This is a genomic window from Leptospira yasudae (genome assembly GCF_003545925.1).
Lineage (GTDB): Bacteria > Spirochaetota > Leptospiria > Leptospirales > Leptospiraceae > Leptospira > Leptospira yasudae.
This window is the reverse complement of sequence record NZ_QHCU01000001.1, coordinates 796,102-819,826: the sequence shown is the minus strand read 5'-3', so window position 1 is coordinate 819,826 and position 23,725 is coordinate 796,102. Positions and strand designations below refer to the sequence as shown.

At 45.0% G+C, this 23,725-nt stretch carries 19 protein-coding genes and 1 pseudogene; 19 read left to right on the top strand and 1 reads right to left on the bottom strand.

What is annotated here, in order from left to right; translation table 11 throughout:
- Positions 1-233 precede the first annotated feature (233 nt).
- The 16 genes from DLM76_RS04015 to DLM76_RS03940 all read left to right on the top strand — a co-directional run bounded on the left by DLM76_RS04015 (position 234) and on the right by DLM76_RS03940 (position 18,066).
- A complete protein-coding gene (locus tag DLM76_RS04015) occupies positions 234-863 on the top strand; it encodes an FMN-binding negative transcriptional regulator (RefSeq protein WP_118964408.1) in 630 nt (209 codons plus the stop codon).
- Between the two features lie 427 nt (positions 864-1,290).
- Complete coding sequence (locus DLM76_RS04010) at positions 1,291-1,830, top strand: DUF1564 domain-containing protein (protein WP_118954843.1); 540 nt, start codon at positions 1,291-1,293, stop codon at positions 1,828-1,830.
- Between the two features lie 361 nt (positions 1,831-2,191).
- Positions 2,192-2,770 (top strand): TetR/AcrR family transcriptional regulator, encoded by a 579-nt coding sequence (locus DLM76_RS04005; protein ID WP_118964407.1) that lies wholly within the window; start codon positions 2,192-2,194, stop codon positions 2,768-2,770.
- Between the two features lie 94 nt (positions 2,771-2,864).
- Positions 2,865-3,824 carry an NAD-dependent epimerase/dehydratase family protein gene (locus DLM76_RS04000; RefSeq protein WP_118964406.1) on the top strand — a complete coding sequence of 320 codons (960 nt, stop codon included), beginning with the start codon at positions 2,865-2,867 and terminating at the stop codon, positions 3,822-3,824.
- A 254-nt stretch (positions 3,825-4,078) separates the two neighbouring features.
- Positions 4,079-4,612, top strand: coding sequence for an RNA polymerase sigma factor (locus DLM76_RS03995; protein ID WP_118964405.1), 534 nt, complete (start codon positions 4,079-4,081; stop codon positions 4,610-4,612).
- Between the two features lie 14 nt (positions 4,613-4,626).
- The gene (locus DLM76_RS03990) at positions 4,627-4,929 is read left to right on the top strand and encodes a hypothetical protein (RefSeq protein ID WP_118954847.1); all 303 of its coding nucleotides are present in this window, start codon (positions 4,627-4,629) and stop codon (positions 4,927-4,929) included.
- A gap of 262 nt (positions 4,930-5,191) precedes the next feature.
- Positions 5,192-6,115, top strand: a complete 924-nt coding sequence (locus tag DLM76_RS03985; RefSeq protein ID WP_118964404.1) for a hypothetical protein — start codon at positions 5,192-5,194, stop codon at positions 6,113-6,115.
- On the top strand, positions 6,116-6,457 hold the full coding sequence (locus tag DLM76_RS03980) for an STAS domain-containing protein (protein WP_118954849.1): 342 nt from the start codon (positions 6,116-6,118) through the stop codon (positions 6,455-6,457).
- Between the two features lie 18 nt (positions 6,458-6,475).
- Positions 6,476-6,925, top strand: a complete 450-nt coding sequence (locus DLM76_RS03975) for an ATP-binding protein (protein WP_118964403.1) — start codon at positions 6,476-6,478, stop codon at positions 6,923-6,925.
- On the top strand, positions 6,900-9,878 hold the full coding sequence (locus tag DLM76_RS03970; RefSeq protein ID WP_118964402.1) for a PP2C family protein-serine/threonine phosphatase: 2,979 nt from the start codon (positions 6,900-6,902) through the stop codon (positions 9,876-9,878). The genes DLM76_RS03975 and DLM76_RS03970 overlap by 26 nt, the downstream gene beginning before the upstream one ends.
- Before the next feature lie 73 nt (positions 9,879-9,951).
- Positions 9,952-10,704 (top strand): hypothetical protein, encoded by a 753-nt coding sequence (locus DLM76_RS03965; RefSeq protein WP_118964560.1) that lies wholly within the window; start codon positions 9,952-9,954, stop codon positions 10,702-10,704.
- A gap of 14 nt (positions 10,705-10,718) precedes the next feature.
- A complete protein-coding gene (locus DLM76_RS03960; RefSeq protein ID WP_118964401.1) occupies positions 10,719-11,264 on the top strand; it encodes a YceI family protein in 546 nt (181 codons plus the stop codon).
- Between the two features lie 148 nt (positions 11,265-11,412).
- The gene (locus DLM76_RS03955; RefSeq protein WP_118964400.1) at positions 11,413-12,000 is read left to right on the top strand and encodes a hypothetical protein; all 588 of its coding nucleotides are present in this window, start codon (positions 11,413-11,415) and stop codon (positions 11,998-12,000) included.
- Positions 12,001-12,089: 89 nt separating this feature from the next.
- Positions 12,090-15,896 carry a DUF2339 domain-containing protein gene (locus DLM76_RS03950; RefSeq protein ID WP_118964399.1) on the top strand — a complete coding sequence of 1,269 codons (3,807 nt, stop codon included), beginning with the start codon at positions 12,090-12,092 and terminating at the stop codon, positions 15,894-15,896.
- Positions 15,897-16,799: a M48 family metallopeptidase gene (locus tag DLM76_RS03945; RefSeq protein WP_118954855.1), complete on the top strand. Its 903-nt coding sequence runs from the start codon at positions 15,897-15,899 to the stop codon at positions 16,797-16,799.
- Between the two features lie 28 nt (positions 16,800-16,827).
- Positions 16,828-18,066, top strand: coding sequence for an MFS transporter (locus DLM76_RS03940; protein WP_118964398.1), 1,239 nt, complete (start codon positions 16,828-16,830; stop codon positions 18,064-18,066).
- A gap of 44 nt (positions 18,067-18,110) precedes the next feature.
- On the opposite strand, the gene gpmI is transcribed toward DLM76_RS03940, so the two are convergent.
- A complete protein-coding gene (gpmI, locus tag DLM76_RS03935; protein WP_118964397.1) occupies positions 18,111-19,751 on the bottom strand; it encodes a 2,3-bisphosphoglycerate-independent phosphoglycerate mutase in 1,641 nt (546 codons plus the stop codon).
- A 174-nt stretch (positions 19,752-19,925) separates the two neighbouring features.
- Here gpmI and DLM76_RS03925 point away from each other — a divergent pair, with 174 nt between their 5' ends.
- The 3 genes and pseudogenes from DLM76_RS03925 to DLM76_RS21860 all read left to right on the top strand — a co-directional run.
- Positions 19,926-21,950: a hypothetical protein gene (locus DLM76_RS03925; protein WP_118954859.1), complete on the top strand. Its 2,025-nt coding sequence runs from the start codon at positions 19,926-19,928 to the stop codon at positions 21,948-21,950.
- Positions 21,951-22,184: 234 nt separating this feature from the next.
- Complete coding sequence (locus DLM76_RS03920) at positions 22,185-23,108, top strand: DUF1554 domain-containing protein (protein ID WP_158586026.1); 924 nt, start codon at positions 22,185-22,187, stop codon at positions 23,106-23,108.
- Positions 23,109-23,427: 319 nt separating this feature from the next.
- A pseudogene (locus DLM76_RS21860) lies at positions 23,428-23,550 on the top strand (helix-turn-helix domain-containing protein); the annotation flags it as partial.
- Between the last annotated feature and the right edge of the window lie 175 nt (positions 23,551-23,725).

Sequence of the window (23,725 nt, the reverse complement as noted above, 5' to 3'; positions counted from 1 at the left end):
TTTCCTTTGGCTTTGTTCCGTTTCCGTTCTTTTTTGCTTTTTGGAAGGAGGAATCGGGCGGGAAGAATGGCGAGAATTGCGGTAGTGAACCTGGTGCGGCGGAGCGTGAAAATTCTATTCGAACGATCGCGGATTTTATGCGCTCTCGTATATTATAAATATAGAATATATGGATCGAATTTTCTTTACAGAAATTTGAGGATCATCGAAGTTCGGAATGAAAGGAAAAATGTATGTATATCCCGAAAGCTTTTGAAGAAACCGATGAGAGTAAGTTGATCGCGTTTATACGGGAGAATCCGTTCGGAATTCTGTTTTCCGCCGATGATTCTTCCTTGGATGCGTCTCATCTCGTGTTCCATCCGGAAAAGGACGAATCCGGTAGGCTGTTTCTCTACGGACATTTTGCAAAAGTCAACGATCACTGGAAGAAGATTCGTGATCGGGTTTTGGTCGTTTTTTCGGGTGCGCACTGTTACGTATCTCCGACTTGGTCGGGAGAACCGCATACCGTTCCCACATGGAATTATGCGGCCGTTCACGTCACGGGAAATCTTTCGCTTTTGGATGAAGCGGATTCTCAGAAACGGATTGGGCAGCTCGTGGCCTCGTATGAGACGAATGTTTCTTCCGATTGGAAATTGGACTTCGATGATTCTTACTTCCGAAATCTCGTTCAAAATGGGATTGCGGCGTTTCAAATCGAAGTCACGAAGCTGGAAGGGAAGTTCAAGCTCAGTCAGAATAAGTCGGTCGAAATTCAATCGAGGGTTGCTTCGCAATTGGAAGCGATGACGGACGATAATTCGCGGACAATCGCGAAATGGATGCGCGAGAATTTGGATCGGAAGAAGTCGGAATAATGTAGAGTGTAGCGGTATTCGTAAGGTTCGTTTTTGCTTTCGGTTTCCGACTTCGCTTAACATTTCGGGACAATGAATGCCGCGCCGCTCGCATTTCTTATAGCATTTTTAGATCTTATTTTGAGATTCTTTTGCTAACATTGAAAGTTTACAATCGGTTTTGAACCTGTGCTGATGAATCTGGAATTCCGATTGGTCGATCGGTTGGATGATTCGAATTGTTGATTTGTCCCGAGAATTCTTGTTAATATGCAAAATACCGAACGGTCCGATTCGATCTTAGATTTGTAGGATCAGATGATCCGGTTGAAGTTTTTTGATCTGTCGACTTTTTTGAGAGAAATAATTTTTTGTTTTCGTTTGATTTTTTTCCGGTTTTCGATCCATCGGTTCGCTGTGGAAGAATGTTGCGAGAACCGATGAAAGCATGGGAATTCTATCGTTCAATTCGGATTCTATTCTTCGCTCTCGCCTTCAAGAAAATTATACGGAAGTCGTCACTCTTTTGGTTTCGAAAGAGATCTTGCTTCGTTATTCGGAAAAAGAGCGAAAGGTTCTTGCAAAACGAATTCCGATTCTCTTAAAAACATACGGAAAATATTTAACGGCGATCCAACGCTTAGGGAACGGAGCCGGGAAGACTTTATATCAGTCGAGCCCCGGTCGGGGAAATATGGTTCGGATGAATGTGCGCTTGAGCACCGGGAGTTGGGCGTTGCTCGGAACGTTAGCGCAGGCTCATGGGGTATCTCGCTGCTTTTTATTTCGTTATCTTTTGTTATTGGATGAGGTCGGGGTCGGGGATTCTATCGTGAGAACTATGAATGAAGGAGGTCCAACATTTCACAGGAATTACAGATACATCCTCCACCTCGATCTTTTAAATAACAGCATAACTCGGACCCTTGCCTGCGACCCCGCCCACACATTTTACGTTTTAGACCCGCGAGACTGGTTCGACGTTTAGTCAAACGGGCGAACACCTGCCCAAAAACAAGATCCGAAACAAACGACTTTCAACCGCTTTGAAACCAAAATTCGAAGCATAACAAGACATACCCAAGCGCATCCAAACAACCCGAACTCCGTATTGGCCATTCATAGCGGTAACGAACGCTTAAAAAACGAAATCTCAACTTACTCCTCATTACGACAGCCTAACAACGCGAATCAAAATTGTTTTTATCGAACACATTCGAAAAATCTAATTTTCTTTTAGAAAAAGCAGAATGAGAAAAATACGCAAAACTCCCTTTCTACGAAAAACGGATTTACAACCCCCGAACTCCCCTTGACAGAAAAAACGACAGACTCTCATCGTGGAAGATATGGAACAACCCAGCTCCAGAGAACGACTGATACAAACGACCGGTAAACTTCTCCAGGAAAGGGGTTACCATGGAACCGGGTTAAAGGACATTCTCAAATTAAGCGAAACCCCGAGCGGTTCCTTGTATCACCACTTCCCGAACGGAAAGGAAGAATTGACCGCAGAGGCGATTCAAAGCGCCGGAGAACGTCTTGAAAAACAAATCGAGACCGCGGTTGAAAATCATCCCGACCTTTACGGAGCGCTCCAAGAATTTACGAATCATCTTGCCGAAGAGCTGATCAACTCCGGTTTTCAAAAAGGATGTCCGATCGCAACGGTTGTTCTCGAAGTTGCGGCCGACAACGATCGGATCCAGAAAGTCTGTTCTACCACCTACCAGAATTGGCAAAATCTAATCCAAGCCCTTTTACATCGGTCCGGAATGGAAGAAGAGCGTATAGAATCTGTCGCCATTCTCCTCCTGTCCGCCGTTGAGGGCGCGCTGATCCTTTGCCGAGCCCATAGAAGCGTTCAACCCCTGAAAGCCGTAGAAAAGCAGTTAGAAGGGATTTTAAGCGTATTGATTCCGGTATAAGAGAATTTCTTGACCGAAATCACCGTAAGCAATAATTTTGGTAGAACGATCTATCTAGTGCAAAATTAAATCTCAACCCCATTTGGAGGCGAAAATGAATCTTTTTATCACGGGTGCGTCCGGCTTTGTAGGAGAAGCTGCAACCCGAATTCTTTCCAAAAAACACAAAGTCAAAGCGATGTCTCGCTCGGAAAAAACAGATTCCGTGATCACGAAAGCGGGAGGAGAACCGGTTCGTTCCGAATTGAATTCCGTAGACCCGAATCAACTCAAAGGAATCGATGTCGTCATTCATAGCGCTGCCTATGTGGAACAATGGGGGCCGTTTCAGGATTTTTGGAAAGTCAACGTCGATGGGACGACGCAACTTCTCGAGGCGGCGCGAAAGGCAGGCGTAAAACGATTCATCTTTATCGGAACCGAAGCCGCTCTGTTCTACGGACAACCGATGATCGACATCGACGAAAGTTATCCGTATCCGAAGAATTCTCCGTTTCCGTATTCACGCACAAAGGCGGAGGCCGAAAAACGCGTGTTAGCCGGAAATTCCTCCGAAATGCAGACGCTTTCGATCCGTCCGCGTTTGATTTGGGGACCGGGTGATAAAACCGTTCTTCCCGTTCTTTTAAAGATGATCGCCGAAGGAAATTTTTCTTGGATCGACGGGGGAAAGGCCCTTACCAACACGACTCATATTTACAACTTGGTTCACGCGATCGAACTCGCTCTGACGAAAGGACAAGGCGGCAAAGCGTATTTCGTCACAGACGACGAAGTATTCAATTTTCGTAATTTTCTCGGATCGCTTCTGCTTACGCAGAAAGTCGTAGCTCCGAATCGTTCCGTTCCGGGTTGGCTCGCGCGGTTTTTAGCGAGAATCATCGAAGCGGTTTGGAAACTTTTCGGAATCAAAAACGAACCCCCTTTGACTCGATTCAGTGCGAGCATCATGTCCCGTGATTGTACGATCAAAATCGACAACGCGAAAAAGGATTTAGGTTATTCTCCGCTGCTCAGTGTTCGTCAAGGTCTCGCCGAGATGCCGATTCTTTGAATCGGTATCTTTTCTCTTTTTTCGATAACTGCGCGTTCTATGGGTTTTTCGATAGGTCGCGTTTAGAATCGGATCTCGTCTTTTCTTAAAAGTAGAACGTTCTCTGATAGGTTGCGTTAACTCAATAAAACGCTTCCTATGGGTCGCGTTTTTGGTCTTATTTTTAATCCGAAGAAAAAAAGCGGAGGTCTCTGAAAAAAATCCAGGGATTTTTCCGCTCAAACGACTTCATTTTCGAGGAATAAAAAAGAACTTTGGCTTCACTCGAACAATTTTACCGCAGGGAAAGAAGAAAGATTCTTGCATGGATCCGATATCGCGTCGCCGATCCGGACGAAGCGGAGGATATCCTTCAGGAATCTTTCGTATTTGCTCTCGGCGAAATGAATGCGGCCGGGGAGATCGAAAACGTGATCGCTTATACGTATTCGGTTTTGAGAAACAAGATCAAAGATTGGTATCGGAAACGAAAGACGGCTCAGTATCGTCAATCCGCGTTAGGCGAAGAATTCGAATTGGATTCTTTTTTGCCCGATTCCGCACCCAATCCCGAAAAGGAATTCTATCGATCGATTCTTCTGGAAGAGCTTGCACTCGCGATCGAAGAACTTCCCGCAGATCAAAAATTCGCGTTCGTGGAAAATTCTTTCCGTGGAAAAAAGTTTCAGGAACTTTCCGCGGAGACCGGAATTCCCGAAGGAACGTTGTCCGCCCGCAAAACGTACGCGAAAGAATTTTTAAACCGAAGACTCAAAGATCTGAAAACATTATTCCTCGAAAACTTTTAAAGGAAGAATTCAACATGCACCTGGAACGAAAACATCATTGTCATAGAAGGGGCCACTTCGTGGGCAAACTTCTATTTATACCGATCATCGTCTTCGGAATCGGAGCCTTGGTTTGGCAGCTTTGGAACTGGCTTATGCCCGCGATCTTCGGATTAACGACGATCGATTACTGGCAGGCTTGCGGACTTCTCGTGTTATCGCATCTTCTCATCAAACCCGGATTCGGTTGGCATAGAGGAGGATACGGCGGAAGAGGAAGACGTTGGAGACACAGAGTTCGCCGGAGACTGGACGCGAGAGAAAAAAAGGAAGAATGACATGTTCAGTCTGAAATACAAAGAACCTATCTGATATTTGGTCGAGCTGATCTGTTAAGCGAAGAGGACGTATTTTCGATCCGCGATCGAGAATCGGAAATATGTCTGCTTTCTTCGGCGTTTGAATTTCACAATTTTCCGTTCTTTTTACTTTACAATTTGCGGAACTGCCTTAAATCAGTCGGCATCTTTCGCGTCTTCTATCGCTTAACGGCAGCGCGAGAATCAAGGAAAATCCCGTTCCGCTTTCGAAACAGCCGCAATGCCGAATCCGAGAAATAACATCCCGCAGCCGCTCGCTCAAGAATTCATCAAAACGATCCGGCTTCTCGCCTTATCCGGAAAAAAGAATTTTCGCAACTATTTGATCGATCCGCTGACATACGCGGGTTGGGAAAAGGAAAAGTCGCATTCCGCGCAAACCTCCGCAAAAATCATCGATAAGATTCAGGCCGATTCACTTGATCCCGCCTATGTTCACACGATCGGTCTGAATTGCAAACGCCTCGTGTCGCACGCTCTTGGGGAGAATTTGTCCGCGGTAGGAGACAGTTGTATTTTCTTTTTGGAAAAAATTCAGGAGCAGGAAGCGGTCGCCGAAAGCAAAGAAGCGATCGAATTCTTTTCTGTGATCGAAAAACCTTTGGCGGATTTCCGGGAACTCAATCGTACAAAAAGCGAAAAACTGTTCGAGGACTCTATCAAGAATTTTTCTCCGGAAGAATTGAAACACGTTTTGGAACCGGTGAAACTCGACACGCATCGTCAGAAGGTTTATCTGGACGCAGAGGTTCATCGGCTTTACAACATGATTCTGGTTGCGACCAAGTCGAACGATCTTCCGAAGTGTAAAAAATTATTATCTTCTTATATTATAAAATTCAGCGATTCAGAGGATTACAATCTTCAGGAGGTGGAGAATCTGATCGGCGCTCTCGGGAAACGGGACGTTTCGTTTAAGGAGAATCTCCGGGATTCTCTCGCGATCGAACTCTATTATCTCATTACCAAGGGAATTCTCGAAGGAAATCCGAGAAAGGCGATTCAGGGAATTCGAAAATACGCGCATATCTTCGAAGGCGATCCGAACGCGAAATATTATTACGAAATCGACGGATTGGAACGGAAACTCTACGCGATCATACGGGAAAAAGACATGATGAAAGACATCAAGAAGGGAATATAAATGGCGACACTTACGATTCAGGAAAAAAAGGAAGGAAATCTTTTGGTTCTTCAAATTCAAGGGGAGATCGACGCGAAAACCGCGCCGGATTTGAAACTGAAATTGGAATCCTCCATCGGAAACGGCGCGACAAAGATCGTATGCGACTTCTCCGGAGTTTCTTACATCGCTTCGGCGGGCATCGGGGTTCTCAACTCCATTCTGAAATTCTTAAAGGAAAAATCGGGAGAACTCGTATTCTCCAACATCAAAAAAGAGGTTCGAGATACGATGGACCTTATGTATTTTACGAAAAAGATTCGCATCTTCGAATCGGTCAAGGACGCATTGGCGGCGTTTTAATCGCCAACCCAGCGTAAGATGAATCTGAAAAAGGAAGTAACGCATACGTTTCCGAACGATCTTTCGGAGCTTTCCAAAATTCGGGAAGTAGTCCGTAATTTTTTAGGGCATGAATGCGGAGATCTGATCCGAGGTCGACTCGTGTTTGCGGTGGACGAGGCGATTACGAACGTGATCGAACACGGATTCCCCGATCAAAAGGCGTCTAACGTGGAACTCAAAATGAGACGCAACAGGGACACTTGGAGATTTACCATCACCGACGACGGAATTCCTTTCGATCCCACTTTGAAAAAAAGCGACACTTGGAAGGAACTTTTCGAAACCGGAGCGGACGGCGGATTCGGTTTAAGATCGTTGAAAAAAATCATGACCGTCCGTTATAAACGTCTCAAACGTCCCGAAAGAAACAGACTCACGCTCATTCATACAAGGATAGAAAATGATCCGAAGCAGACTTCTTCGTAAGTTCCTTCCCGGCATTCGAGCCAAACTTTCCTTTTTCACGGCGGTATTGGTCGTGTCGATTCTCGCTCTGACGTCCGCGATTTATTACGGACAACAACAAGCCGCTCTCGAAGAAAAGATGAATTCCGAGCTGAAAGCACCTTTGGAATACGTGAACTCCGCGGTTCTCGATCTCGAAAATTTAAGCCGAAGTCTGATCCTCATCGAAGAATTCAAAATTCGAGTGAAGGAGAAAAAACAACAACTCAGCAAATTCAAAAGAAAGGTTCTTCAGAAAGAAGGAGGACTTTTCGGCGCGTTGAAATCCATCGGAGCTTCGATCGGATTGAAAGTGAAATACAACTATTATCACAAATCCGTGGACACATACTTTACGCGTTATCTTTCCGAAAAGGAAATCCGGGATTTCGAAACCAAGGTAAAGGGAGAATTGAGAAAGGAAAACGGAGCTTCCATCGATCCCAAATTGTATGAAAAGATCGTAAACCTCGCCAAACAAACCGCGTCGGCCAGAATCTCCGCCGAATCGGCAAATGCAAGAATCGAACAGATCGGCGAAGAAATTAAAGCGATTGAAGAAGAGATCGCCTCCGCACCGGACGATCTTAAAAAGAAAAATTCCCTAACAACGGAAAAGGAAAAGCGCGTTCAGGAAAACAAGGCCCTTACCAAAGATATTCCGAATTTTGAAACCAAATCGGAGTTAGGCGAAACAGCTCTTACGAAAACTCTGCAGAACTTTTTTAAAGGAGCTTACAAAGATAAGATCGCGTCGCTCGGATTGTTGCCGGATAAGGTTCGGATTTTGGAATACGATACTTCCGGAAAACAAACCCTCGATACCGGTTTGTTGTTTCCTCAATCCTCGGGAACGGGAAAAAAACTTCTCGCGTTGAAAGAATTCGAGGAAAGACGCTCCGGTTTGTTCAAAAGTTCGGACGTATTAAAAACGAATTCCGAATATTCAGAATCCGAGAACTACGAAGTCGGAGGAAGACAATACGAGGTTTCGTATCGAACCGTTTTCAGAAATCCCGGAACGGCGGAACGATCCAAAATCATCGCCTCCGAAATTTCGGAACATCTCGATTCCTGGAAAGAATATCTCGAAGAGGACAAGAAATTCTCCGCAAGTTTGGGTGAACTTTCCCAAAAGTTAAAGGGAAGAATCGCCGAACTCAGAAAAACCGGCACCGCTAAACCCGCTTCGGACGCCGAGTTCAAAAACCTTTATATTCAATACCGTAAGGTTCTGAAGGCAAGGGATTCTAAATTAGAAGAATTGAATCCTTATAAGAAGGATCGTAAAAAATGGGAAGAGGATTGGAAGTCAGAAAAGAATTCTCTTGCAGCTCGATCCAAATCCTTGCACGAGGAACTTCTCCTTTGGCAGAAGAAATCGGTAATGCCCGTAAAATCGGACGAACAAAAAATCTCACCGGAAGAAATCCAAGAGACGATCCGTTCGCTCGAATCGAAGATCGAAGAGGTCCGCGAATCTTTGGAAAGAATGGATTTAAACAAAGAAGACTGGACTCATCTGAATCTTTTTCAGGCCCCCGAATCTTTCGGCGGTTTGCGCGACGCGGCCTTGGATGAATTCGCGTTTCTCCCGTATCGTTCCGATTCCAATTTAATGAGAAGATATTGGAAAGACGAAGAAGAACGGAAACTTGCGCGTAAAAAATGGGATCTTCTGCGGGAATGGATCTTTGCGGGAACTTCCGAAACAGAACTTCCTAAGTCGAAACTTCCGATTTTAGATTCGGGAATTTTAATCCGAAGTAGAAGCGAAGCGGAAGAATGGATGTGGGTTCTCGATTCCACTCCGTTGTTAAGCGAACTCGGCGAGGATCCGAAAGGTCTCGGTTACGAACTTCTCCGTAAAAACCATCTTGGATACAACGTGGTTCTTTTGGACCGTACGGAAGGTTTGAGAAAGATCCGTCAAAACCGAGAGGAACTTCTACGTTATACGGCATTGATCGGCGCCTTTGCGGTAATTCTCGCGTATCTGCTCGCTTGGATGGTCGCAAGAAGAATCAAAAAAATCATTCATCAAACCGAAGAAGTCGGTAAGGGAAATCTGGATGTGGAATTTCCTCCCGCGGGTTATGACGAGATCGGAATTTTGAGCGAATCGCTCAATCGGATGACGCACGGTTTAAAGGAACGAGAGGAGATGAAAGGAGAACTTCTCGCCGCCGAAGAAATTCAAAAACGTCTTTTACCCGAAAAACTTCCGAGCAATTTAGGAGACGCGGCGGAATTCGGTGCGTTCTACAAAGCGATGGCCGGAGTCGGCGGCGATTACTACGATTTTATCGAATTGAGTAAAAACGAAGTCGCTCTTTGTGTGGGAGACGTTTCCAATCACGGAGTCGGACCCGCGATCGTAATGTCCTTGTTCCGCGCGCAGGTGCGTTCGATTCTTCGTAAAGGGGAACGGGACCTCCGAAAAATTCTTCTCGAGCTGAACGAATATCTGTATTCCGATACGCCCGATCATATCTTCGTTACTTTCTTTATCGCGATCTACGATCGGACCACCGCGAAGATGAGATATGCATCCGCGGGGCACGTCAAACCTCTGTTATACGATGCGTCCGAAAAAAAACTCAGGGAACTTCCGGGCGGGGGATTGCCGATCGGAATGGATGAGAATTCTTTTTTTGAAACCACGATCGAACCGAAATCGTTTCAGATGGATCCGGGCGATCTTTTCTTTCAGTACACGGACGGCTTGGACGAAGCGCGCAATCCTCAAAACAAAATGTACGGTAAAGAAAGATTGTTTCAGCTGCTCGTAGTAAACGCGCATCAATCGCCTACTCAAGTAATCCAATCCATCGTAAATGATTTGGACGGCTACACCGGTAAAAGCATCGGAAGCGCGGGCTTTTCCGAACTTTCGGACGACATCGCGATGATCGCAATGAAGCGTATGAAATAATCGGATTCTTGTTGTAAATGTGAATGTTTCGCTTATACTTTCCCGAATCGCGAATGTGAAAGAGGATCGTATCATGATTCGAAAATGGATTTGTGTTCTCCTAATATCGAACGTTTTTATCGGAAGCGTTTTAATAAGCGAGTTGAGCGCGCAGCCGGTAGCGCCCGCAGTGAAAGCTCTGCAAAACACGGAACCGCAAATAAGCAGGAACGATCTTTCCACGCGCAGAAGAATGCTGGAATATCACCAACTTTCCGGATTTATCACGCTGGGTCTTTGGTTGGCGACTAACTTGGAAGGAGAAAAGGCGAAGGACAGTTTGTATCGAACCTCGGATCAATATGCGAAAGTATTGCTTCTTGGGCATCCCGAATACGCAAACAATGATCCTGTTTACGCGGTCGCCTTGGCGCAAGGGTTGAATCAAAACAGCATCGCCGCAACGTATTTCCTGTTAAAAGATCCCGCCAATAACTTTCCGCTCTACTTCGCATTAAAATCCCAGGAAGAATGGTACGCGAAAAATTCCGGGGACTTCCACAAACAATTAGCATATTCCACTTTTGGAATGTATCTGTTGACCGCAGGTCTTGCGTTTTTCGCCCCCAAACGGGTCGTCGATTCCGATGATTCGGACGTGAATATCTATAGTCCGATCTTCGCGCATAAGGCGTTGATTCCGTTTCACTTGGCCGCTATGTTGATTCTCCCTTCCTTGGGAGAAAAAATCGAAAAACAAGGACCCGAAGCCGCAAGAGATATGCAGCAAGTAGGATGGGCAGGGTTCGGAGCCTTCTCGTTGTCTTTACTCGTAATCACGTTTTAAGGATTCAAAAACAGATGAAAAAAATTCGGCAAATCGTTTTCTTAGTTTCGCTTCTATTCGTTTCTCAAACGTTCGCTTCCGAAATTCTCAAAAAGGAAATCACCTTTCTGGCGATTCATCCTATGAAAGAAGTGCATGGGATCTGCAAGGAAGTGAATTCGGATTCACCGAACATTCAAAGTTCGGGGACGGGATACAAACTCAATTCTCCCTTTGCGATTAGGATCCCTATTTTAAAAATTCATTCTGGAGACGAAAGCAGGGATTCTCATATCATGGAAATATTAGGATATCCTGATACTCCCGAGATCGTCGCACTGATCGAATCCGTGACGCCTTCCGGAGATTCATATTCGATTCGCGGAAAATTGACGATCCACGGATTGACGCGCGACTTTGAATCTAGCGGTAAAGTGGAACAAAAGGAACCGGGACAGATTCGCGTTTTCGGTAAGGTAAACGTAACTTTTTCGGATTTTAAACTCGAAAAGCCTTCTCTTTTGTTCATCAAAGCGAAAGAGGAAATCGAAATCGGCTACGACTTCCTGATTAAGATTTAGAAAGAATCGATCGTAATTATTTGTTGACAATCCCCCGAATTCGAAACCAATACCAAGGCTAAGTTATGTCATCCTTATTGATCACGCTCGTGTTTTTCTATCTTTTAGGAATGTATCTCATTCATTACGTGGTAACAAAAAAAGAATTATGATTTTAGGTCATTACGCATCCGCACTGATTCCTTATTCCAAGTTCAAACGATATCCGTTCTGGATTCTTCTTTTATGCGCCAACGTTCCGGAGTTCTTTTGGCTTTTTCTCGCGTTCATCGGAGTCGAACCCGCTTTCCCGTCCTCTTTATTCGAAGCGACGTTTCAGAATCTCCAGGTTCATATGACCTATAGTCACAATTTGATTCCCGCCTTTATTCAGGGAGGAGTCGTTACGGCGGTGATCTACGCGATCTATAAGGACGTTTCGTTTTCGGCCTGGTGCGGCTTCTTGACCGTATTGCACGTGTTATGCGATTTGATCGTGGGTTTCGAACATCAGCTGTTGAGTCCGGATTCTCTCGTCGTTTCGTTGAATTCGTATTATTATTTTCCGCACGTCGCGATTTTGATCGAATTATTATTCAGTCTCGGTTGTATCTTCTGGTATGTTCGAACCGAAAAGTCGAGCGGAACCCCCGTTTCCAGGAAAAAACTGGTTCTGCTGTTGTTGATTTTCGGAATCGGAATTCTGATGTGGCTGCCGAACGCAACCATTCCTATGAAGGCGCTTCTTCCTTTTTAGAAATCGGATTCTTTCGAAATAAATTTTTGATCTCGGATTGATTTGACTAAAAAGGATTTATCCGAAGTATCGATCGGGGAGTCGATCATTTGGAAGTATTCTTAATCTTCGTTTTATTCTTATTTAGCTTATACACTTTCTTTCAATCCAAAGGATTAAAAACGGAAATCGAAGAACTCAAAGAGCGGATTCGTTCTTTGGAATCGATGCTTTCCAAGGATAAACCTAAGGAAGTAAAACGTCCTCTTGCGGATGAAAAGCCGGTCGTACCGATTACGGATGCGCCTCTGCCTTCCTCCGCTCCTTCCGTTTCCAAACAAGAAAAGAAAACGGACAAAATCGAAGTGCGGACCGAAGCCAAAACTCCGGTTCTTGCTAAAACGACATCCGGCGAATCCAAAGAAAAACGAATGCCGGTTACGCCGGCTCCGACGCCGGAAAAGATCGAACCGCAGGTTCCTAAGGAACCCGGATTTTTGGTTCAGCTATGGAAGAAGGTCGAAAAACCTCTTTCGGAAAACTGGACCGGAATTTTGGGAGCGGTTATTCTCGTTGCGGGAATCGGATTCCTCGGAATTTATGCGCTCTTTATTCTTTCCGCAATCTATCGTTGTCTTCTTATATTCGGATTTTCTTTTGTTCTTGCGGTCCTTGCGTTTTGGCTCGGAAGAAAACCGGAATTCAAAAACGTATCGCTTGCGCTTCGAAGCAGCGCGGCGGCCGTATTGCTTTTCGTTTCTTTGGGAAGCGGTTCCATCGATGCGTTGAAATGGCTGGAAAATTCATACGCGGCTCTCGCGGTTTTGAGCGCAGGATTGATCGTAAATCTTTACGCGGGTTATCGGTCTAAAAACGAAACATTCGCTTCTTTGCATACGATTTTGGGTTTGGTGGCGGTGTCGATCCCGCAGTCTTCCGGTTTTACGTTAGGCGTAATTGCGTTGATCTGTTTGCCGGGCGTGATCTGGAATTACAGGGAACGAAGACAAATTCATCTTTTGGTGGTAAGCACCGGATTTTTTGCGGCCCATCTTCATTGGCATTATCAGATTTTTTCGCAGGCAAAACCGGTCGGTGTCGAAGTCGTTTTTCCGATTCTTTGCATCCTTCCTGTATTTTGCGGCGCGCTTCTCGTTCATTACCGGGAAACTCTGTACGGCAAAAAAGAATTCGAACTCTTTCCTCTCGCAAGTCATCTTCTCAATTGGTCGTATCTGGGAATCAGCCTGATTCATTATTCGCAAAAAACGAAGATCAGCACGTTCATACTGTTTGTCGCCGCAGGAATCGTTTGGTTCTTATCCAAGGCCGCAAAACGAAAAGAAATTTCCTGGTTGTTTCTTACGGATCGACTGGTTTCTCAATCCCTGATTATATTTGGAATTTTTTCGCTGCGGCTTTGGAGTTTGGACCCGCTTGCGATTCTCGCGATCTTATCTCTCGAGATTTTGATCTTTTCCTGGATTTGTTTTCGGGAAGAAAGCCGCTTTTTGGAAAGGGTTTCGCTTTCCCTTACGACGATCGTATTCGGAACTCTGATCGTCTTTTCCTATCGTCAATTTTTTCAATCGGAAACTCCGGGTGTTGCGGTTTCGTCCGCGCTGGTTTCTCAGATAGGTTACGGTGTTCTAATACTAGCGTTAGTCGGCTTTATCGGCATTTTGGAAAAACGATTCCCGATCCTAAAGGAAGAATTATCTCTGACCTCTTTGCTCATCACGTTTATGAGCGTTCTTGCCGGATCGGGTTTGTTTTCATTCTATTTGTTCTTTTCGAACGAGACCTACGGAATTTGGATTCCTTCGATTTTGTTAAGCGCAATCCTGGTTTTAAGACAAAAATTGTCCTCAACGAGACTTTCTTTTACGATCTTTCTGCTTGCGCCTCTCGTTAGCTTGAGTTTGTGGAAATCGATCGCTTTTGGAACGTTTGAAAACCACGAACGGATTCTTACCTTGTCGCTTCCGTGGCTGCTGCCGTTTTTGGTTTATTTAAAGAATTCTAATGTTTTAAGCGGACAAAAACCGCTTTATTGGCCGGGAACTTTCGGTTTTACGGCGCACCTCGTATTCACGTTTTATTATTATCTGAATCTGAAAGGTTCGCTTTTATTCGGACCGTTTGCGATTCTTCTTTCGCTTCTTTATTTGGAACTGGGCAGATGGATTCGGAAACGGGAGAACGCGGATTCCGCCGAAGGAGGAAAACTTTTCTCTTCTTTTTACGTTTTGTCCTTCGTATTAACGGGAATCTTTTTATTGCGACATTTTGTCGTGGAGTTTCAATCCGCCTCCGTTCTTTTCGGGATTCCCGCGCGTTTTTGGATCGAGATGCTCGCGGCCTCTTTGTTCTTATATTGGATTCTTTTTCCAGAGGAAGAATTCTCTTCCCTCGGTTGGCTGCGGTCCGCGCAGCCTTTGTTTTGGGAACTTTTGATTTCTATCGTTGTCATCGGAATTTATACCGAAACACCCGGAAGAATTCTTTCGTTCGCGATGGCGGTTCTGACTTGGGTCATTTTCTTTTTATCGAAACGGAAAACGCTCAAGACCGAACGATTCGCGCTGTACGTTTATTTCTTTTTCATCTGGACGAACTTGGAAATTTTCTTAGGCGGAGAATCCACCGTCTTCGCGAATCAAAACGAGTTTCCCTGGAAGGAAAGAGGGTTTCAGATCGCGTCCGTTTTCGTTCAACTGAGTTCCGTGTTTTTCATTTTTCCGAGAATCAGTTTGGAAGGATTGGAAACTTCGTTTATCGGTTGGACCGGAATTTGGAAAGCGCCGCTGCGATTCTTTCAAAAGTATTACAACGCGTTGCCCGGCTATCTCGGAGTTTTCGGAATCGTTCTGAGCGTATATATTTATACGAAGGATGTTTTGAATCCGATCTCCAATCTCATCGTCGGACCGGCTTGGGCTTTGTTGTCGATTTCGTTTTTGGAACTCGGGCAATTTTTCGGAAGAAAGAAGGATTCTCTTTCGATTGCGATCCTTTCCGACTTTCTCAAACGAGCTTCCTGGCTGGGCTTGATCGCGTTCGCCGTTCATTACGTATATGTCGATTTACAGTCCTCCTATATGTATCTGGGATTCTTGTCGGCTTCCAATTGGACCGCAATTCTCGGGATTTCCGTTTGGATTTATTGGGCGACTTCCGATATTAGAGAAACCGAAAGCGTCCGTTTTTGGAAAATCGTATATCCGTTGTTAAGCGAAGGTTGTCTTTTCTTTCTGGGTTTGATCTCCTATTCCATCGTAAACGAATCGTGGATCAGCGTCGCGTTTGCGATCGCGGCGCTCGGAGTTTTGGAAATCGGAATTCGAAAACAGGAAAGTCTTTCGAGATTTCGATGGTATGGAATTCTATTCCATCTGTTTGCCTGCTTTTATCTGACCTTTATCGTGTCGACCGAAGACAATCCGGTCGCACATTGGATGCAGGCGAAATGGATTCCGGGAGTTCTCACCATTCTTCTTTTATTCTTATTCGTGTTTCGCGCCTATCGAGGATACGGAAAGGAGAATATAGAATTTCCTCTCGGTCTCGGTTTTTTAAAAGGAATCGCGGACAAGACCGGAACCTATCTCAACGGCGTGGTATATTATCCTTTTTTTATAGGGATTTTTCTCTTCCTCTATTGGTCCTTTTCAAGTGCGGTCCTGACTTTGCTTTGGTCCACTCTCGCGTTCTTGATCTTCCTGCTCGGATTGTTCTTGAAAGAATCTTGGTTCCGTTATCTTTCCTTGGGGCTTTTGTTGTTCTGCGTGGGAAGATTGATCTTTCACGACCTTTCTTCTTCCGGCACGATTCTCAAAGCGGTCGTGTTCTTGGGAGTGGGAAGTATATTGCTTTTAATGAATACGATTTACAACAAATACCGGGATCGGTTTTAAATGAAACGACTGATTTTTTTTATAGGAATATTGGGTTTTGGAAGCGTTCTTATGTTCTTATTATACAAAGAGCAGATTCAGACCGAACGAAACTCCACGTTAGCTCCCTTTTACCAGATTCTCGGCAAGCCGATTCGAACGATGAATCGGGCGCTAACGAAAGTTCTGTCCGTCGATTCTATCGACGAAAAGGAATACGGCGACGCGATCCGGGAACGATTTTCGGAAATGCAGAATCCGAACGACAAAGATTACGTTTATCTAAATCAGTTGATCGGAACTCTTACTGTGTATAAACAGAAGCCGTTCGATTACACGGTTTACGTGATGGAAGAGGAATCTCCGAACGCGTTCGCGCTGCCCGGAGGAGTGATCTTCGTTACGAGAGGTTTGATGACGACTCTCAAATCCGAACACGAATTGGTTGCCGTTCTCGCTCACGAAGTAGGGCATATCGAAAAATCGCATTGTATGGACGGAGTTCGTTTCGAACTGCTGGCCGCAAAGATCGGAACGGAAACATTGGGGAAGCTTGCGGACTTCGCGTTTCAATTGATGACGAGACACGCATACAACAAAACGCAGGAAGACGAAGCGGACGAATACGCGTTCGATTTGATCTTAAATACGATGTATGATCCGAACGGAGTTGGACTTGCATTTCTTAGATTGGAAAAATATTCTCCCGAGTCGGGAAACAAAAAAGCGAAACTCATCAGCGAATACTTTCAATCGCATCCTCACATGGATTTAAGAAGGGAGAAGTTTTCCGAAAAAGCGGATCAGTGGTGGTCTTCCCATTCAGAAGAAAGAAGATACAAGGGTACGCGTAACTTGAAGGCGAGAACCACTTTCGAAAAACAGGATTACGACGAAGAATGGGTCGAAGGACGAAAATCCTAAATCGATCCGTGATCGATCGGAATCGAATATGAACAAATCCGAATCTACGCAAATACAAAAAGAAAACGGAACGTTTTCCAAAAAGAGTCTTCTATTCTTTTATGCGAATACCGGAGTAACCTTGCTCGCGGGGAATATGCTCAATTATTCTTTGATCATATACTCGTTGGACATCACCGGATCGCAGACGTTTGCGGGTTCGATCTTTTTTGCGAACGTACTGCCCACGATCTTGTTCAGTTTTTTTGTGGGAGCGATCCTTGATCGATATTCGCGTTTGAAGATTCTTTATCTCTTTCAGACGAATTACATTCTCTCCGCATTGATTATAGGAATTTTGATCGCAACGGGAAGAATGAACTATGATCTTCGTTGGATTTTAATTCTTCTTGCCGCATACAACGGACTTGCGCTGACGTTTATGATTCCTGGTCGATTGACGTTACTCGGAAACTTAGTCGATGCGAAAGACACGGGAAAGGCCACGATGATGTTGAACATTCTGATCATCGTAGGATTCGGATTGGCTCCGATGATCGTAGGGCTGATCAAACAAAAGCAGGATTGGGATATTCTGTTTTATACGATTGCCGCTTTGTATCTGTTCGGATATTTGTTTTTAATCCTGGTAAAAATTCGGGAAACGGTTTCCGTCGAAAAAGAAACGATCTGGGAAGGACTGAAGACCGGACTTCTCTTTTTAAAATCAGAAAAAGTCTCCGTGGAACTTTTGATTCTGACTGCGTTCGCGATCTTTATGGTGGGACCGCTTCAGGTGGTTCTTCCCCAATTCGCAAAAAACATATTATTGTTAAACGAACAGGAAAGAGGGTTGTATATGGGAACCCTGGGACTCGGTTTGTTTATCGGCGGAATCGGAGCGAGACTTCTGCACGACCGTTTTCATCGCGGCTATGTGATGTTAGGCGCGACTTTTCTTACGGGAATCATCGCATTAGCGATCGCTAATTCTCCAAACGCGTTTCTATCCGCGGCGCTTCTATTGACTACGGGAATTTTGGGAGGACTTCTCAGTGCGTTGATTCCTTCTACGCTTCAGTTGATCACTCCGGACGGTGTTCGCGGACGGGTGATGAGTTTTTACAGTTTGATCTTTCAGACGACTCCGGCGCTCGCCGGTTTGTTGACCGGGAGACTCGCCGATCTTTACGGACAATCTTGGTCTTTAGGATTTTCGGGGATTTTTATTTTGATTTCCGCGATCTTCTGTTCGATTTCGTTTTCCAAACTGCGCGATCTTCCCTAAGAAAGATTTTCTTAAGGAGCCGCGCAGAAACAAACTGCTTCGGATTAATTTTGAATCAGGGAAGAATGGTAACCTTCCGGAGTTTCGTAACCCATCACGTCCAAAATGGTGGCCGCGACGTTCGCTAAACCGGGATTGGAAACACCCGCATTCAAACGGATTTTCTTTTCCGGATCCAAAATGGAGAACGGAACGGAATTCAGAGTATGACTCGTTTTCGGAACCGGATTTCCCTTCGTATCCTTTTCCACGTTTCCTTTCTTATCCAGCTGATACATCTCGTCCGCGTTACCGTGATCGGCGGTGATCAATAGAACAATATTCTGTTTTTCGCATACTTTCCAAAGTCGCTCCACGCAGCCGTCCAGAAATTCCATCGCTTGAATCGTGGCGGGAAAATTCCCCGTGTGGCCGACCATATCACCGTTTGCATAATTCACCCGATAGAAATCCTGTTTGTTTTCGGTAAGGGCTTTTTCGAGAGCCTCCGTGATCAGAAGCGCCTTCATCTCCGGGCTTTGATCGAAAGGAATCACGTCGGATTGAATCTCTTTGTATTCTTCCGAAGTTTGATCGAAGTAGCCGCTTTTGTTTCCGTTCCAGAAATAAGTAACGTGGCCGTATTTTTGCGTTTCGGATAACGCGTACTGAGCGACTCCGCTGTTGGCCATGTATTCTCCGAGGGTTCGATCGATCGCGGGAGGAGCGACCAAAAATCGTTCCGGAAGTTTCAAGTCCCCGTCGTACTGCATAATGCCTGCATAGACGATATCCGGAAGAGAACCCCGATCGAACTTGTTGAAATTCTTTTCGGTAAACGCCAAAGAAATTTCGATCGCTCTGTCTCCGCGGAAGTTCGTAAAGACAACGGAGTCCCCGTCGACGATCGGTCCGACCGGATTTCCGTTCTCCGCGATTACGAAAGAAGGAAGATATTGATCGATCACTTTCGGATCTTCTTCCCGAAACGTTTCGATCGCTTCTTTTGCGGAGGAGAATTTTCTGCCTTCTCCTTTAACGTGGATTTTCCAGCCTCTTTCGACCATGGACCAATCCGCTTCGTAACGATCCATCGTGATGGTCATTCTTCCGCCGCCGGAAGCGATGCGAATATCCGCTCCGTTTTTTCGCATGGAATCGAGCCAAGTTTCGAAAGGATTCAAATAATCTAATGCGGATTTTTCGGGAACGTCTCTTCCATCCAAAAGGATATGAAGACGGATCTTGGGAACTTTTTCTTCGATCGCTCTGGAAATCAGTGCTTTCGTGTGATCGATGTGAGCGTGAACGTTTCCGTCCGAAAAAAGACCTAACAGATGTAAGGTGGAATTTTTCTTTTTCGCGTTTTCAATCACTTCTTTCCAAGCTTGTCCTTGAAAGATTTCTTGACTTGCGATCGAGTTCGAAACTAATTTAGCGCCTTGGTCGAAGATTCTTCCGGAGCCTAAAACGTTGTGACCGACTTCGGAATTTCCCATATCTTCGTCGGATGGCATGCCGACCGCTTTTCCGTGTGCTTGAATGTGAAGAGTGGGGGATTGATTCCAGACCTGATTTAAAAAAGGAAGTTTTGCGCCTGCGATTGCGTTTCCGAATTCGGGGCCTTTCGGTGAATATCCGACACCGTCTAATATAACGAGCAATGCCTTTCTAGACCGAAAGGTATATTTCTTGGTGAGCTTCATGTTAGATTCATGGAACCAGTCGCCTATGCGAGAAGTCAAGAGAATCAAATCTGAAAAAAACTTGGAAATTTGCTTTCCTTTCGCAGATCCGATGAAAAAACTGAAGTTACCATTAAACGAAAAGCCTTCCGAAAAATCTGAAAATTATCTAGATAGTCTAACAGTGGAGAGGCGATGAGTAAGCCGGCCTTAAATCCAGCGTTGGGTGGAAACCAAACGCAGCCAAACTTTTTAAAAGTTAAAAAGATCAACGAAGTAGTAAGTTACTATCTGAACGATAGGCTTACGCACTCCGTTTATAAGGCGGTAGTTTCGCAGACGAATCACAAAAACGCGAAGTCTCAAAACTTATTCCAAGTGGAGTCCAGAGTTCCCGAAGCCGCGGAACTTACCACCGCCGAAGTCGTCTTTCATATCAAACGTCTTCTGGAAGACGGAGTCGCTCTTCAGTTCGCGTATTTCTATATCGATCCCGCAACTTCCGAATTAAAACTCAAACCTTGTTACGTTGCGTATCCCGACGCGGAACTCGGAGATCTCACGCGCATTTATCTTTCTCTCATCGATCTTTCGATCAACTCGATTCTTTCCTATTTGGAAAGCAGACCCGTTCTCGGAAAGGAAGTTTTATGGGAGGATTTAGAGGCGGATTTTAAAGGGGAGAATCCATCGAAGTTAAAACTCTTCTTCAATCCGGAAAATTTTTTCAAACCTCCGTATATTAGCATTCCGTTAAATTCGGATTACGTAAAAGACATGTTGTTCGAAATCACGGACGGATTGATCAAGAAGGGAAGAATCCGGGAAATACCGGAGTTCGGATATCTTACGGTAAAGTCCAAAGAACTTCAGAGCTTATTCGAACTCGTGGATGAGTTTCATTTTAAGAAGATATTTCCGAAATACAAGTGGGCTTTATCGGACGCGTTCAATACGATTTCGCACGAGGAACGGCTTCATGCAAACGATCCGTCGGCGACGCCTACGACTTCTTTCGGAAGAAAGAGGGCCGAAGCGATCGAAAAGGTCGTCGATTCCGATCCCGAGAGAAAACAAAAACGCAAGTTGATGGGAGTGGAATTGATTCGAAGTCTCGGGGATGAAATCGAAAATTCTCTCGGACTTTCGTATCACGAACAGATTCGAAATCGGTTTCACGAAATGAGCGATCATCTCGCTAAACAAACAGGACGATGGGATAAACTCGTATTATTCATTCCCGATGAAGAATTCAGAACCTTTCCCGCAGAGTTGAAAAAACTTTTTACCGAAGACATGCATCTTGCGTATTCCGCATGGGAAACGAAAGGCGTGACGATGCATTCTTTTATGAGGATCGACGTCGAAACGGTTAAGTCCGTCATCAAGTCATTGGCAACCGTCGCTTCGGTCGAAGCATGGAAAGTGCTAAGCATTCGAAACTTGATCGAACTCAACGAAGACGCGCTGCGGGCCGTATTCAAAGACGGAGAATTCGTTAAAAGTTACGGAAAGGTTCTTCGGAAAGGATACGTGGAATACTTTCCGTGGTATTTCGCGATTCTGGATTTTTTTGGAATCGGAAAACTGCTACAGGATATGTTCTTTCAATCGGCAAAGGAAAAGATCCGATCCGAACAATCCTTTTTGCGATCCAAAAACCGCGAAGCCGTTTTGAAGTCGGAACAAAGTAAGATTCAGGAAAAATTAAAAGAAGAAGAAAGAATCAAAGCGCTCGAACAAAAATCGAAAGTATCCGATGCGTTGAATCAATATTATTTTCAAAAGATGATTCCCCCTTTGTTAAAGGACGTTCTCTTTGAAGTTCCCGGAACTTCTTCCGATGTGGTTCATCAAATCGTCGATCGAGAAAAGTTCGTACTGCTTTCCGATCCGGCCGGAGATAAGAACGATTCGATCGTGATGTATCCGGATGACGAAGCGTTTCGCGCTCGTGCGAAAGAAATCCATAAAGTCTTGTCCGAAAAAAAGAAGAACTTAGAATTCAAACTCAGAAACAAAGACGAGGAATTTCAAAACGAAAAAATTTCCAGAGCTTTGAAGTATTTGGATTCTTGGTTCGCTTCCAAACCGGATCCGGGAGCGACGTCCGGCAAGGCCGGTAAAGGCGCCTCTTCCGAAAGTGCAAACGAAGATCCGTATGAAAATTTTCGAAAAGAAATTTCGAAGGTCAAAGGGAAAGAAAAAATTTCCGTTTAATATGGCAGATTTTAATACGACTTTGATTTAAATTTTGTTAGTCGGGCGAAAATTCTGTTTTCAATTCAAACTTTCTAAGATAGATTGATTCTACACTCTGTAAAGAGGACGGGAGAATTTCGGAAGAATTCTCTCAAATAGAAAGGTTGCAAAGACATGTCGTTCGTTCGGATTAAATATTTTGGTTTTTTAGTTTTCATCCTTTTTTCCTGCAGCCAAGCGGAGAAAATCGAAATGGACCTCTCCAAAGGCGGGGTGGGATTGATCGCAAATATTCTTCCCGCAATTCTTCCCGTAGACGACAGCCCATTCGACTCCACCAAATTTCCAACACTGAGCGAAGGACAGTCCACGTCGGTTACGCTTACGTTAAAAACGAGGGCGGCTTCGATAGAGCAGTTTAATTTCGCCTGGGCGGACACAGCCGGCGGCCCCACGATTTCTCCCGCGACTTTTACGTATTCCGGTTCGAATACCGCGAACGTTACGATCACCGCAATTGATAATGATTGTTTGGACGATACGATGACGCTTAATGCAACCCGTGTTTCCGATTCGAAAGTGTATGCGTTGAAGTTCAACGTGACGGATCGAGATCGCTGCATTTTTCTTGCCAGCAATTCTTCCACACCGGGCGTAACCGGACCGGGATTTACCGGGAACTTAGGCGGTGTTGCAGGAGCCGACGCAAAGTGCCAGGCGGAGAAACCTTCCGCTTTACCGGGAGCTGCCTCGGAATACAAAGCTTTGTTGGCTATCGATACGGTTCGAAACCCGACTAAGTCCGGCGGTGTATTGGAAACCGATTGGCCGTTAAAGGTCGGAGTTCGTTATTTTTCGTACAGCGCTTCCGCACCGGAAGGTGATTACATTGCGACCGGGACCAGCAACGGAATCGGAACGGGAAGCGCGATCTTTACGTTTCCATTGAACTCGAGCATCAATCATAGCAGCGATGCTTCCGCGTTGAGTTTTTGGACAGGAATCGGGAGTGCTTCTTTCGATCCGGTGGGCGGTTCTTATACTTGTACGACGTATACGGACGGTGCTACCGGTTTCGGTTACAACGGGGTAACGAACTCAACGAGTTCGTCAGCGATCGCAAGTTATTATTTCAGTTGCTCTACGCCCGCGCGCTTGATCTGTATCCGTCAGTAAAATCTGCCAGCGTTCTAGTCGGTCGCAAGATTTATTGACTTTCATGCGAATCGTGATTTCTGACCCTCAGTAACCTCTATCGAACGTAGAATGGATTCTGCGATTCCATTCCTTTCAACCGATTCTGAACTCGGTCTGTTTATGATGTCCGATTCAATATTTCCTTAACGAAGCAAAACGGAAATGCCCGCCGAAAAATGTAAGGGAATTTTCGTTATTCTTAATTAAGTATTTACTCAATAAGAATACGGTTTAAGGCGCATGTATGAACGCATTTGCCCCTCTTGCGGAGGATACAAGAAGGGTAATCGTGAAATGAATCGCCAAGAACGGAGAACTTACTTCGACCGCGATCAGCCAGAACTTCAAGATGAATCCGCCCGCGATATCACGGCACTTAAACGTATTACAAGAAGCGAAAGTTCTTCCTATGAAGCAGAAACGATCCTCGAAGGGAACAAGGTCATCTTCGAGGAAACGGGGGAGGGCACGATTCGAACGATGGAAAGGATTTTTTCTTGCAAAGAGAACCGGAAAGAATGAATCGAAAATACGGCTTGATCGAAGGCGGAAAGCACACATCGCGAATCTGGATAAATACGCGGCGGTTTGAGAAG

What these genes read in the sequence shown, in the direction of transcription:
- DLM76_RS04015 (WP_118964408.1), top strand. Translation starts at nt 234, where the DNA reads ATGTATATCCCGAAAGCTTTTGAAGAAACCGATGAGAGTAAGTTGATC.
- DLM76_RS04010 (WP_118954843.1), top strand. Translation starts at nt 1,291, where the DNA reads ATGGGAATTCTATCGTTCAATTCGGATTCTATTCTTCGCTCTCGCCTT.
- DLM76_RS04005 (WP_118964407.1), top strand. Translation starts at nt 2,192, where the DNA reads ATGGAACAACCCAGCTCCAGAGAACGACTGATACAAACGACCGGTAAA.
- DLM76_RS04000 (WP_118964406.1), top strand. Translation starts at nt 2,865, where the DNA reads ATGAATCTTTTTATCACGGGTGCGTCCGGCTTTGTAGGAGAAGCTGCA.
- DLM76_RS03990 (WP_118954847.1), top strand. Translation starts at nt 4,627, where the DNA reads ATGCACCTGGAACGAAAACATCATTGTCATAGAAGGGGCCACTTCGTG.
- DLM76_RS03985 (WP_118964404.1), top strand. Translation starts at nt 5,192, where the DNA reads ATGCCGAATCCGAGAAATAACATCCCGCAGCCGCTCGCTCAAGAATTC.
- DLM76_RS03980 (WP_118954849.1), top strand. Translation starts at nt 6,116, where the DNA reads ATGGCGACACTTACGATTCAGGAAAAAAAGGAAGGAAATCTTTTGGTT.
- DLM76_RS03975 (WP_118964403.1), top strand. Translation starts at nt 6,476, where the DNA reads ATGAATCTGAAAAAGGAAGTAACGCATACGTTTCCGAACGATCTTTCG.
- DLM76_RS03970 (WP_118964402.1), top strand. Translation starts at nt 6,900, where the DNA reads ATGATCCGAAGCAGACTTCTTCGTAAGTTCCTTCCCGGCATTCGAGCC.
- DLM76_RS03965 (WP_118964560.1), top strand. Translation starts at nt 9,952, where the DNA reads ATGATTCGAAAATGGATTTGTGTTCTCCTAATATCGAACGTTTTTATC.
- DLM76_RS03960 (WP_118964401.1), top strand. Translation starts at nt 10,719, where the DNA reads ATGAAAAAAATTCGGCAAATCGTTTTCTTAGTTTCGCTTCTATTCGTT.
- DLM76_RS03955 (WP_118964400.1), top strand. Translation starts at nt 11,413, where the DNA reads ATGATTTTAGGTCATTACGCATCCGCACTGATTCCTTATTCCAAGTTC.
- DLM76_RS03945 (WP_118954855.1), top strand. Translation starts at nt 15,897, where the DNA reads ATGAAACGACTGATTTTTTTTATAGGAATATTGGGTTTTGGAAGCGTT.
- DLM76_RS03940 (WP_118964398.1), top strand. Translation starts at nt 16,828, where the DNA reads ATGAACAAATCCGAATCTACGCAAATACAAAAAGAAAACGGAACGTTT.
- gpmI (WP_118964397.1), bottom strand. Translation starts at nt 19,751, where the DNA reads ATGAAGCTCACCAAGAAATATACCTTTCGGTCTAGAAAGGCATTGCTC.
- DLM76_RS03925 (WP_118954859.1), top strand. Translation starts at nt 19,926, where the DNA reads ATGAGTAAGCCGGCCTTAAATCCAGCGTTGGGTGGAAACCAAACGCAG.
- DLM76_RS03920 (WP_158586026.1), top strand. Translation starts at nt 22,185, where the DNA reads ATGGACCTCTCCAAAGGCGGGGTGGGATTGATCGCAAATATTCTTCCC.